The 12,265-nt window shown below is 60.2% G+C and carries 9 protein-coding genes and 1 pseudogene; 5 read left to right on the forward strand and 5 right to left on the reverse strand.

The window, feature by feature from the left end:
* Both NKI54_RS29905 and NKI54_RS29910 read right to left on the reverse strand, forming a co-directional pair.
* A partial coding sequence (locus NKI54_RS29905) for a recombinase family protein (RefSeq protein ID WP_352693248.1) occupies positions 1-1,404 on the reverse strand: 1,404 nt, incomplete at its 3' end.
* Positions 1,394-1,591: a hypothetical protein gene (locus tag NKI54_RS29910; RefSeq protein ID WP_023722661.1), complete on the reverse strand. Its 198-nt coding sequence runs from the start codon at positions 1,589-1,591 to the stop codon at positions 1,394-1,396. The genes NKI54_RS29905 and NKI54_RS29910, both read right to left, overlap by 11 nt.
* A gap of 356 nt (positions 1,592-1,947) precedes the next feature.
* Here NKI54_RS29910 and NKI54_RS29915 point away from each other — a divergent pair.
* A pseudogene (locus tag NKI54_RS29915) lies at positions 1,948-2,124 on the forward strand (IS3 family transposase); the annotation flags it as partial.
* Positions 2,125-2,233: 109 nt separating this feature from the next.
* Positions 2,234-3,469, forward strand: coding sequence for a hypothetical protein (locus NKI54_RS29920; RefSeq protein WP_352693250.1), 1,236 nt, complete (start codon positions 2,234-2,236; stop codon positions 3,467-3,469).
* 719 nt (positions 3,470-4,188) lie between these two features.
* On the opposite strand, the gene NKI54_RS36580 is transcribed toward NKI54_RS29920, so the two are convergent.
* Together NKI54_RS36580 and NKI54_RS29925 are read right to left on the reverse strand one after the other, a co-directional pair.
* A complete protein-coding gene (locus tag NKI54_RS36580; RefSeq protein WP_502898271.1) occupies positions 4,189-4,713 on the reverse strand; it encodes a DUF6650 family protein in 525 nt (174 codons plus the stop codon).
* A gap of 288 nt (positions 4,714-5,001) precedes the next feature.
* A complete protein-coding gene (locus NKI54_RS29925; RefSeq protein WP_352693252.1) occupies positions 5,002-6,165 on the reverse strand; it encodes a DUF3800 domain-containing protein in 1,164 nt (387 codons plus the stop codon).
* A 749-nt stretch (positions 6,166-6,914) separates the two neighbouring features.
* On the opposite strand from NKI54_RS29925, the gene NKI54_RS29930 reads away from it, so the two are divergent.
* The 3 genes from NKI54_RS29930 to NKI54_RS29940 all read left to right on the forward strand — a co-directional run bounded on the left by NKI54_RS29930 (position 6,915) and on the right by NKI54_RS29940 (position 11,070).
* Positions 6,915-8,234: a DUF2130 domain-containing protein gene (locus NKI54_RS29930; protein ID WP_352693254.1), complete on the forward strand. Its 1,320-nt coding sequence runs from the start codon at positions 6,915-6,917 to the stop codon at positions 8,232-8,234.
* Between the two features lie 239 nt (positions 8,235-8,473).
* Positions 8,474-9,589, forward strand: coding sequence for a DNA polymerase IV (dinB, locus tag NKI54_RS29935; RefSeq protein WP_352693256.1), 1,116 nt, complete (start codon positions 8,474-8,476; stop codon positions 9,587-9,589).
* 98 nt (positions 9,590-9,687) lie between these two features.
* Positions 9,688-11,070, forward strand: coding sequence for a hypothetical protein (locus NKI54_RS29940; RefSeq protein WP_352693258.1), 1,383 nt, complete (start codon positions 9,688-9,690; stop codon positions 11,068-11,070).
* 636 nt (positions 11,071-11,706) lie between these two features.
* On the opposite strand, the gene NKI54_RS29945 is transcribed toward NKI54_RS29940, so the two are convergent.
* On the reverse strand, positions 11,707-12,261 hold the full coding sequence (locus NKI54_RS29945) for a deoxycytidylate deaminase (protein ID WP_352693260.1): 555 nt from the start codon (positions 12,259-12,261) through the stop codon (positions 11,707-11,709).
* Between the last annotated feature and the right edge of the window lie 4 nt (positions 12,262-12,265).

Here is a 12,265-nt window from a genome sequence, read left to right on the forward strand (position 1 = left end):
CGATGTCGAGGCAGCATGCGCGGCAATCCTGCTCTCGATCTCGCCGACACGCGTAAGCGCCCGGTTCCATCGCAACTCCAGTTCCGCCGCGACCAGCCGGTTCTGCGGATCGATGGCGTCGTATTGCCGGAACGCCCGATCGGCGTTGTAGCGTGCCGCCTCGCGATCGCGCATCAGAGCATCGCGGACCTGATCGCGGCGACTGGCCGCTTGCGCTTCGGCCTCGACGGCCGCGGCTATCGCTGCCGGCTCGACAACCCGCAGAAGAGCTTCCTCGATGGCGTCGTCGACGCGTAGTCCACCGAAGGCGATGCAACGCGGCTCGCCATTGTCAAGCAGACCACGCCAGCAGGAATAGCGCGGAATGTTGTGCTTGGTTCCCGTGTAGCGGACCGTCAGCTTGCGGCCGCAGCGCCGGCAGCGGACAAGGCCGGCGAGCAGAGCGTCGCCATGCTTGGGCGCCCCGTGATGCCGGCTCGTGGGCACGTTGTCGCTCACCATCTTGCGGATCGCTTCCGCCCTTTCCCAGCTGACGTAGCCTTCGTGTGCACCCGGGATCAGCGCCAGCCATTCATCACGCGCCTTACGGCGGCTGCGCGAACGAATGGCTGTTGCATCATATCCCGACGCAGCACGAGTCTTACCATAGGCATAGGCGCCGCCGTAGATCGGGTTCTCGATCATTCGGTGGATGGTCGCATAGCTTGGCCTGCGCCAGACCACATCGCCATTGTTGCGCTTGGCAGGCAAATCCAGCCCATGTTCGAGGAACCAGAGCAGGGCCTGGCGGGCACTGCCGAGTTCCGCCACCTTGTCAAACACAAGGGTGATGGCCTCCTGCATGCGACGGTCGGGATCCTTCTCCAGCCGGTCGCCGACCTTCACGAAGCCGACCGGGGAAGCGACGACGAGTTCACCGCGCCGGGCCTTCTCATAGCGGGCCGACAAGGAGCGCTGACGCAGAAGATCGAGCTCATACTCGTTGAGACTGCCCTTCAATCCCAGCAGCAGCCGGTCATTGCCCTGGCGCGGTGCGTAGACCGTCTCCTGGTCGATCAGCACGGTATCGACGACGCGGCACATCTCGATGAGCTGCTGCCAGTCGCGGCTGTTGCGGGCGAAGCGCGATACCTCCCGCGCCGCAACCGCCCCAACCTTGCCGAGACAGACTGCTGCGACCATCCGATCGAAGCCCGCTCGCGCGACACCGCCAGCAGCAGAGCGGCCGAGATCGTCATCGACCGTCTCGATGCAAGACCAGCCGAGCGCGACCAGGCGATCGCGCATCGCATACTGCAGGGCGCTGCTCTCACGATTGTGCAGAACCTGATGGGCCGAGGACTGCCGCACATAAAGGATCGCCTTTCGCTCCAGATGGTGGGGCCGGATCTTCTCATGCATCATGGCGTGCCTCCTCCCGTGGAACGGCGCGCTCGCCGTCGACGTGGTCGAGGATCAGGCGCACCATCAGCTTTGTCAGCGTCAGGCGCGTCTCTTCCGGCAGCGCCTGCCATGGTGGCATCTGCGCGGTCTCCGCATCGTGCGGGTTGGAGAACAGATCGAACTGATATGTCGTGGGCTGGCGCGGCATGGACCTCTCCCCGATTCGCGTCGTGAGGATCCGATGCTGCGCCCGAAACCTCCAATTGCGATGGGGTGTGGGAATTGGCCGTCGCGTCCTGCAGCAGTGTCACCAAGACGCCAAGCGTTCTGGGATCGACATGTGGGGCAGCGGCAATGCGCCACGCGGTGCAGACCGCGCGATCAAACATCCAGGCCGGAACCTCCAGCCACCGATCGGAGGCGTGGCCAGAGAGACTGCAGCGGAAAACCTCCCGGTCAGCCTTCTCGATCACCTCATGAACGTGAACACAACGCCCGGCCCAGGGATGCCATGGATAAAGAAACTTGCGTTCCTCGGTCCCGTGGGCGTTCTCTCGTCGTGACAACACTGCGCGGCCGCACTCCCAACTCGCCTGGCAGACACCGGCCGAGTTCGCTACCACCTTCAATCCGCGACGGTCGCTCGCGCTGCGCTATGCCAAAGGCTCCGCGCCAGCGCCCGTCGCTTCACCCGCCCAGCAGGGCACAACCCACGCCGGAAACGAACTCAAAACTGGATAGAAACTGGGGGCAACGTCACCGGCACCCCCGCCAACATTCCCACTTTAGAGCGATATAAGTACGAACGTCCGGCGAGACGCTTGCCTTGAGTAGTGATATAAGCCGTATCATGACTAGGCGGCCCGGCCTGTTCGACTTCTTCTGGGAGCCCAACGCGCCGCGATGGGATAGGGCCACTTTTGACCGGAAGGATGCTTACGATCTCGCAGTCATCGAATTCGACGACCAGGGCTGGTATCACAAGCCAGAGTCTCGCAATGCTCTTGAGGCGCACCTGCGCCAGTTTGAGGCAGAAGATCTCGCAATTTTTGTTTTCATCCACGGCTGGCGCCACAACGCTGCTGCCACCGACGACAATCTTCACTCTTTCCGCTCTCTCCTGCGCGATGCAGCCAAAAGTGAAATCGGCAGGACGCACAAGAAAAAGATACTCGGCATCTACATTGGCTGGCGCGGCCTGAGCCTGCACGGCATGCTGAGCTACGCCACTTTCTACACGCGCATGAGCACGGCTTTTCGCGTTGCGGTCGGTTCCGTCCGGGAAATCCTTGCACTGGTCCGCAGGCACCAGAGGGAACGGAACCGCAACCTTTCCGACGAGCAAATCGAGCAAGGGCTGGGCACGCGGCTGGTGCTTGCCGGTCACTCGTTCGGGGCGCTGGTCCTGTTCTCGGCCGTCGCCGAATATCTGATCGAAAGCATTGCCCGCCCAAAGAAAGTCGTGCGTCCGTTTGGCGACCTGATCATTCTCGTCAATCCGGCGTTCGAAGCCACGCGTTACCAGCCTCTCGTCACTGCGGCGTTGGCCCGTGGCGGATATCCTTCCGGGCAGCGCGTTTGTTTCATGGCCGTCACCGCTGCAAACGACTGGGCGACAGGCATCACGTTCCCGATCGGGCGCTGGTTCGGAACGTGGTTCGAGGCGGTACGCAGAATAAAGATCGACGGCATAACCGACCATGCGCAGCGCGACGCCAATTTGAATACCATCGGCCACATCAAATGGCTGAGGACGCACCGCCTCACCGCGCCAGTGCAGCCTGCCGCTGCGCCGGCCACCGCTAAATATGAAGGCCGGAAGGAAGGCCCGGATTTGGCGAAAGAGAATGCCGATTTCACGGTCTTCAACGAGCAATGGCGGCGGGATGGCGTCCTGCAAGAGCACTGGGAACGCACCTATTCCGACGGCGCGCATCTGCAGCACGTTGCGGGAGACGCCTCTAATCCCTTCTGGATTGTCGAGGCGTCAAAGGAGGTCGTCGACGGGCATAACGGAATATTCCGCCCGGTGTTTCTCGATTTCCTACGCCAGCTTGCGGACGACCGCATGCGGCGCGCCATCTGATGCAGAGTTTCCGGATTATGACCATGGAGCCGGGTTGTTCCGGTACGAAATCTTCCAGGTACTCATCCATCACGCCTTCGATCGTCGGGTAGCCGACCAAGAAGGACTTGACCCGATCGACTTTTGAAAATGGCGCGAGAGGATAGAAAAACGGCTGGTCCGAATGCTGGGTTTTCCAAGTGTCGGCCGCCTCGAAAAGGAGGATGTCGTGCTGCTCCTCGTCCAAATTCGAAAGTTCGAAGATGCAGTGCTTTAGCGGGATGTTTGAAAGTCGCCCCTTGCCGCTCCCTATCCTGATCGTGTCGAGTATGTCCATTGGAACGCTTGCGCCACGAGGGATGTCCAAATTGGTGTCTCGTGGTGATGACGTAGTTGACGCTCGCATACCGGACCAACGTTGCTGAACCAGCGGCCTAGCGGAAGCGATCGATCGTTGGCCTCATGAAAGACCATGGGGCAGGATTGCGTGATAGTTTCATAGACATCGCCCGGCTTAAGGAAAATCCGTCAAACTTTGACGGCATTGATGCCGGGGTAGTCTCGAATGAACAGCACGCCAAGCTCACCCAGTGAAGACTCGCGATGGGCGCATAGTGCCATAGTGCGCTGTCCGAGGCGACGACGATACCGCCACGTTGACAGGATTTGCGGTGGGCCGAACGCCCTTCAGAGCTTCTTCGACCGTCCAGGCCTGAGCCGGCTGTCTGCCCAAACGGGGATCAAGCTCGTCGGCAGTAGCCTGGGCGTGAAATCCTAGGTAGTGTCCGTCCGCGCCTGACATCTGAGGAAGGTAGGCGGCGAACTCGCCCTGAAGCGGGTCCCATAGGAGTCTGCGGGGCGTTGACTTGATAACCCACGGACTTGCGAAGCGCTCTGATCGCGGATTCAAACGCCCGCCAATACGGATCGCCGCTGTCGCATCGTAAGGTAGTGAGGTCGAACCGTCCGACGGCATCGAAGAAGTGCCGGAACGTCTGCCCGAGCGCGACGATCACGGTGTCGAGCGGGCTGCCGGCAGCGCAATCGCGACGTAGCCGGGTGAGATCATGCCGAAGGTCCTCAAGTGACATCCGCACGCGATCGGGGAACCGCACGCGATCGGGGAACTCCGCGTCGAAGCTGGCCCAGAAGGTCCGGCGGTCCTCGAATAGGGCGAATGATCTCTCGCAGGCGGGCGCCATCTGGCCTGACCGAAGAAGCTCGATGGTGTTCGACCATCCGCGTTGGCGAACTTCGCGGATCATAGTCTCATGATCGCGCTTCCAAGTGCGCAACTGCTCGGCTCGGAAGCCACCGCTATCCTTATCGACCTTATCGCCGCACTCGCGGCACCGCCAACGACCGTCGGTGCCCGACCGGCGTTCAGTTTCGCTTTGGTCCGGATCGTACCGCGGCCGCCCTCGGCCGCCGCACAGATATGGTCGGCATGCCGCTTCCGAGGCCGCGCTGGCCGCCCGATCGAGGACCTGCGGTCAACCGAAGGCAATGTGGGTTCGAGCAGAAATGCGCCGCCCGCATCGCGAGCTCACGCTTCACCGGTAGATTGAAGTCATGACGTGGCATAGCCTCGCATAAGACTTGCGCGCCAGGGGCTCGGAACTATCAGAACGGCCAAGAGCCGGCCAAAAAAGCCAGCGTTTGGCTGCTCCACTGGATGACGTTTTGGTACCAGCCAGACACCGTTTCATAAGCAACCTGCAGTGCACCCAGGAAGAAAACGAAACAGATGATGATAGCAAATAACTTGCCAAACCCCTCGTCACCCTTCGGGTCGCTGCTCTGGTAAACGCCCTATCGGCGGAAAGCCAGTCCTCATAGCTCCCTCGCTCAAGCTCACCCGGCGTCGTGCTACGCATTGGCAGATTCAGTATGTTAAGTCCCGCTGCGGCGCGTAGGATTAGCTCGTCGGCCCTGCCGAACACTGGCCCCGGGTTCCTTTTGACCGCGACCCATTGCGACCGGGTGATGATGAAGGCAGCGAAGTCGGCCAGCTGTATACCCGGGACATCCGCAGATCTGCGGAAGCACGCCTTCGGCCCCTCGATTACGTCCGACCAGTTCGGCAACTTGCGATCGCCGCCCGCAGCCATGACCCCTTCGTCGACGTAGAGGGGGAGAGGAAGTTCGAAGTCCTGGGGGCTATCGTCCTTCATGGTGCGGATGTGCTTCGAAACCTGCGAGCAAAGCAGCAAGAGTCCGAAGTGAGATATGTCTTCCAGATTCCAGCCGCCGACACGCTTGCCTTCAAGGGAGCGCAGAAAATCCGGATGATCAAGCAGTGTAAAGTCGCTGACGGTCTGGTGCACGATGGGGAGGCTGAGTCGATCCATGAGATCCGCCATGATGCCGATCATCTCCGCACGTCTATGGGGGCTGACCGACTTCCACGGCCCCTCGCCGCTGTAGATATTGGTGAAGTGCAATTCCTCGGCGCCAAACTCGTCGCGTACGCCCGTCAGGAAGATATCCATGGCGCCTTGAACGATGCCGGCGATCGCCGACGGCACGATCACGGCAGTCCAAGATTTGCGCGAGGAGGGCAGGAAGTCCGACCCAGACTCGACACCGGGATTTCCGGAATCGTCGACGTAGATAGCTCCTCGAAGTCGCTCAACTTCCGCCGTGATGGCATCATCCTGCACGTCGAGGTGCATCCGATCTGACACGTCGATAACTGCTTTCTCCTGAACATCCATCCGAGCGATCCAGTCGTCGGCCCCGGGGCAAGCATGTCAAGTTATCCTGAAGATTTGATTCTAGCAGGAAACTATTTGCGTGTACGACGCGCTCGATTTGGTTGTCTTTCGCCGCAGCAAACACTGCTTCCGGGGCAAAATTAAGAGCGCCCTAGAACGGCAGCGCCGGTGATTTTGCATCATAGGTGTGTTACCTTGTCCGTGGTGGAAGCGGGCGCATACCATGTATTGGACATGGAATTGGTGGCTCTTCGTGATCGCGCTAATTGTGATCACGTTCATCAGCATGTTCTCAGGCGAAGCGATGAACGGTACGAATACTACACGGCATAGCGAACGTGCTGACCATCGAAGCAACTTCGGGCAAGTCCTCTTAAGTTCCGTGCTGGCTGGCGCGGCCTTTGCGGCCATAATAACTGCCGTGGTCGGTTTCCTCTTCTGACCTGATTATCGAAAACCCACGGGGTATTCCGCAACCGGGCATAAATGTTCCGCCACAGCAGCGGCGTCCCACGCGGATGGGCGTTAGCTGGTGACCGACTGCCAATCTCCAATGGGAGGACTAATTTAGCCTCTCAGGGACGACATGGTCACCGCTTACCTTAATTGGCCCGGTGCGTACGTCGCGCCTTCCTGGCTTGCGGCGGGGGAAAACCCATCAGTTCACTCTTTGTTCTTTTACGAAAACGCCTGGCGAGATATAGTCTGGCGTGTCTTTCAACAGATTCCTCAGGGGAGGCAGCGCGCAAATGACCGTCCAGCCCACTAATGCCATGCTGCAGGGAGACAGGATTCTCAATGAACCGACAATCAGCTGCCCAAGCTGCAAGACGGAAATCAAGCTCAATGAGTCGCTCGCGGCCTCTTTGATTGCCGCCACGCGCGAAGAATACGAAACGCGCCTGGCGCAGAGCAACGCGTCGATGACGGCCAGAGAGGAGGAGCTTAGGCGCCAGCAGGCGGCGATCGCTGCCGCCAAAGAGGACATCGACAGCCAGGTGGCCGAGAAAGTTATGCTTGAGCGTGCCGGAATCGCGGTCGAGGAGGCTCGCAAGGCAAAATTGCTGCTTTCTGTAGACCTGGAGGACAAAGACAAGAAGCTTGCCGAGCTCGAGGCGACGTTGAAGGCGCGCGACGAAAAGCTCACCGAGGCCCGGCAGCAACAGGCAGAATTCCTGAAAAAGCAGCGCGCGCTTGACGACGAGAAGCGGGAGATGGCGCTGACTATCGAAAGGAAGATCCAGCAGGGATTGGATGCCGTTCGCGTCAAGGCGAGATCCGAGGCCGAAGACGGCCTCAAAATGAAGGTTGCGGAAAAAGAAGAACAGATCGCCGGCATGCAGCGCCAGATTGAGGAGCTGAAGCGCCGTGCGGAACAGGGTTCCCAGCAGCTGCAGGGTGAAGTTCTGGAGCTCGAGCTGGAAGCCCTCATTGCCAGCCGGTTCCCGATGGACATCATTGAACCGGTTGCAAAGGGTGAGTTCGGCGGCGATGTCCTGCACCGCGTGGTCGGACCGGCTGGCCAGCCGTGCGGCGCCATTTTGTGGGAATCGAAACGCACCAAGAACTGGAGCCAGGGTTGGCTGGGGAAGCTCAGGGCGGATCAACGGGCCGCCAAAGCGGATATCGCGCTGATGATCTCGGAAGCTCTGCCTTCCGGTGTGGAAACCTTCGATCTTCTGGACGGGGTCTATGTCGCTCATCCCAAATGCGCGATGCCGATCGCCATTATGCTCCGGCAATCCCTCATCGAGCTGGCGAACTCCCGCCTCGCCCAGGACGGTCAAGCTACCAAGATGGAGCAGGTCTATGGATATCTGACCGGTCCCCGGTTCCGGCATCGCGTCGAGGCGATCGTCGAAAAATTCTCTGATATGCAGGAGGACCTGGCCAAGGAACGCAAGGCCACAACACGCCTGTGGGCCAAGCGGGAGGCTCAGATCCAGGGCGTGATCGAATCGACGGTCGGGATGTACGGCGACTTGCAGGGTATCGCCGGAAAGGTGATGCAGGAGATTGAGGCCTTGGATGTGCTGGCAATAGAAGCATCCCGGCCAGATTCCGAATAGACCGGCATGCAGCTCAACAGGAAGACGATTGGCAATCTGGAGCGGCTTCCCCCGACGTAACTATCGGACTCCTTCGGATGGCGTAAGCAAAAGAAGCCCGCCGCACCTAAGGCAAACGTCGTCGGCCGATCGCTGTGGCCTGTCAGACCGGCCGCTCAGAGGTACGGCAGGTCAAGGTCGACGTCGGCGCGCGGATGAGAGGCATATGGAGGTGAGCCGGTAATCGAGGCAGGCGAGTCATGGAAGACGCAGTCACAAGCGAAGCTGCCGGGGCTGAGAGGCCTGCGCTGCAGCGCAAGATCATCCATGTGGATATGGACGCGTTCTACGCTTCGGTAGAGCAGCGCGACAACCCGGAGCTGCGGGGCAAACCGGTCGCCGTCGGGCACCCCCTCGAACGTGGCGTGGTCGCAGCTGCGAGCTATGAGGCTCGCAAGTTCGGCGTTCACTCGGCGATGCCCTCCGTGACGGCGAGGCGCAAATGCCCTGATCTGATTTTCGTCAAACCCCGGTTCGACGTCTACAAGGCGGTCTCGCAGCAAATCCGGGAGATCTTCGCCGAGCACACGCCGCTGATCGAACCGCTTTCGCTGGACGAGGGCTATCTCGACGTGACCGAAAACATGCACGGGTTCGCCACGGCAACCGAGATCGCCGAGGCGATCCGGGCGAAGATCAAGGCGAAGACCGGCCTTACCGCCTCAGCCGGTGTCAGCTACAACAAGTTCCTCGCCAAGATGGCCTCCGATCAGGGCAAGCCTGATGGGCTATTCGTTATCACGCCAAAGATGGGGCCGAGCTTCGTCGAAGTGCTCCCGGTGAAGAAATTCCACGGCATCGGTCCTGCCACCAATTCGAAGATGGAACGGCTCAGAATCCATACCGGCGCCGATCTGCGGGCGCAGACAATGCCGTTCCTGCAGGAACATTTCGGCAAGGCCGGACCATATTATTACTGGATATCGCGTGGCATCGACGAGCGACCGGTGCACCCTGATCGCGTCCGCAAGTCCGTAGGAGCGGAGGATACGTTTGCGCGGGATCTGTTCACGATAGCGGAGGCGCACGAAGGGCTGCGTCCGCTCATAGAAAAGGTCTGGCGGTATTGCGAAAACAACGAAATCCATGGGCGCACGGTGACGCTCAAGGTCAAGTATGCCGACTTCCGCCAGATTACGCGGCGGCGAACCAGTCAGCAGATCATCCGCAGCCAAGCTGAGCTACAGAACATGGCATTTTGCCTCCTCGATCCTGTTTTTCCAGTCGAGAAGGGAATTCGGCTGCTTGGCATGACGATCTCCTCGCTTGAGGCTGAACTGGTCTCGCAAGAAGTTCAGATGAGTCTTGCAATCTGACAACTCGAGCTTTCTTGAAACGGCGGGCGACGGCCGACCAACTCGTTGCAGATATGCGCGTTGCCGGCTGTCGCGCGCCGTTGCCGGATGGAGGTAACATGGCACGACGAGAACTCTCCCGAGAGGAATTGTTTGCGCTGGTTTGGGAGAAACCGACCCGCGAGATCGGCAGGGATCTTGGCCTGTCAGATGTGGCGATCGGAAAACTGTGCACGCGCCTGCAGGTGCCGAAGCCTCCGCGCGGCTATTGGGCCCGCGTACAGGCTGGGCAGACGTTGCGCCGCCCACTGGCCGCTTTCCGAGAGGAGCTTGAAACCAGACGCCGGGAGGTTGCGCGCGAAAGAGCAGCGGAATCGTTTTCGAAACTGCAACGGGAGTTCTATTTGGCGGCATTGGCCGATCTGTCCGGCCGCGGCATCGATGTCCGCACGGCACACCCTAGGGGAAGCAGGCTGCCGGACCTCGATGCGGACCTTGCAGCTCAGATCCTTCTCCTCATCCAGGGTCGTGCCCAGAACTGGGTCGAGGAAGGTAGGATAGCCACACGCTGGGGAACCTCTGTCCAGAGCAGTGCGGCGAGACTCGTGGAACGGCTGCTACCGTTGGCGCGAGCGCAACTGCTGCTCTTCGAAACCGAAGGCACGCGGCACTCCTACGTTGCGAGCGGGCCTGTCATTTTCGTCCGTCTGACAGCACGACTGCAGGAGCGGATCGCGATGCTTGCCAGAATGGTGCGGGATCAAAAGCTCCAGCATGTGGTCATGCCGTTGACGGCAGCCGATCATGCCTGGTCCGCGCATCATCTCTATGGGCCGGATTCGCAGCTGTTTCTGGACAGCTGGCTCTGCGTTTCGGCAAGCGAGATCTGGGTCGAATGGAGCCGCAAGGCTTGGCGCGAGGAAGATCCGCCGGAGGGGTTCGCTACAGGTCGTATCGGCCTGCGCGCCGTCATGCCGATTGATTTCATGCCTGTCCGAGAGGCCGCCCTGTCGCCGGTGATTTCCGCTGCAACGGTCAAACCATATCACAAGCGCCTTCACGCACTTCTGCAGGCCGAGCGGGTCCATGAAATGATGAGCCGTGCCGCCTATGAGATGGAGCGGGAAGTTCCTGGCGAGATCCTGGCTGTGGCGGACCGGATCTGGTTTGGGGAAAAGCGGCCCTTTCAGACCGCGCGGGAGGCTTGGCGGCATCTTGAGGATGAACTGGAACGCTGGGAGAAGGAGCTCGAGGCCGAGCGATCCGATTTGGCCCGATCGATCCTCGGAATCGGGCCCGGAGACATCGTCACCTCGCAAAGCCGCGGCCGGCTATTACGGCTTTCGGTCATCGGGACTTCGCTCTACCCCAGCGACGGGCATGTCACCTTCGTCGTCCAGGGGATTCGCTTTCGCAAGGACGGCACACTCGGCAAGTTGCACGAAACGCTAACGTTGTCTTTCAAAGACGAAGGCAGCCGGAGGCAGGATAGGCAAGAGTGACTTGGAGGCCGGTCAAACGCCCGCGGTCCTTTGGGCCGCAGCCGCGGCCGGCCATCCCAAGGAGGGACTCAACGACGTTGGCAGCACCTCCAACATTCCATGCATCCGGTCGGAAGCGCATGGTTCAATGCTTCGACTGTCCGTCGCAAACTACACGTCATAAGGCAGCGGATATTCAACTCCACTTGCCATTCATCACGCAGCAGCCGAAATGTCCGACTCGGCCTCAAGAATTCCCGCAGGTAGGGAAAGCGACCTCGCGATCCGATCACGATAGCCCTTGTTGTACCTCAGACCCGACTCGATGTTTTGGATTTCCTCGGCGGCTAGCCCGCACGCCACCGCCAGGTCCTCGATCGAATATCCAAGGTGCTCATAGCCGAGAGGGAAGAGCGAAAGTTACGTCTGGAACAGGAGGCACTCAAGACAGGGCGACCGCTGCATCCGTTGTCATCGCTCAATCCCAAGGAGGAAGGGCTTGGGGCGGAGGACGATCGGGTCTACGAGCTAGCGGGGTTGGAGGCTGCCGCCGCTGCGCATGTCACTGATGAGGCAAGAGTATTGGCGGTCTGGTCGCTGACGGGATGACGGGCTAGGCGCGGCTGCGGGCAATGGCCCCACGGCTTTGATGACGAGTTATGAGGCAGAAGGTTCTCGCAGACCAGCCATGTTCGAAAGCCTTTTTCCGGTCGATCCAGTGCCCCCAGCCTTCGTGGGATTGTCGTTGGGCACCATATCTACGTGTACTCCCGCCAATTCCAGCATTCTGTGTGCGTACCGATAGTGATTCAGCCATTTGGTGTCGCGGGCGGGATCTCCGCCGGGGCTAGGCACCACAAGACGCGAAATGCCGGCGGCGACTATTGCGCGTGCACAGTCGGCACATGGGAAGAGCGATCCGTACATCGTGGCCCCCTGTAGGCTCAATCGATTGTCACGGGCGGCATTAATTGCATTCCGCTCTGCATGTTCCAGCATGAAGTACTTCCAATCCGGATCGCTGGCGATCGACCTGTGGCTATCCGAAAGCGATAAGCCAAGTTGGGCCGGAGGAGCATTGGTTCCAGAGGAAAGGGTTTGCTCCTCTTGATCAACGATCACGACTCCGACCTTCCTGTGAGGATCATGGCTTCCTTCCTTCACCTCCTCGCATCGTAGGAGAAATCGTCGATCAGAATCGGAAATTGCCATGGCA

This window comes from Mesorhizobium sp. M0663, from assembly GCF_040320585.1.
In the GTDB taxonomy this organism is placed as follows: domain Bacteria; phylum Pseudomonadota; class Alphaproteobacteria; order Rhizobiales; family Rhizobiaceae; genus Mesorhizobium.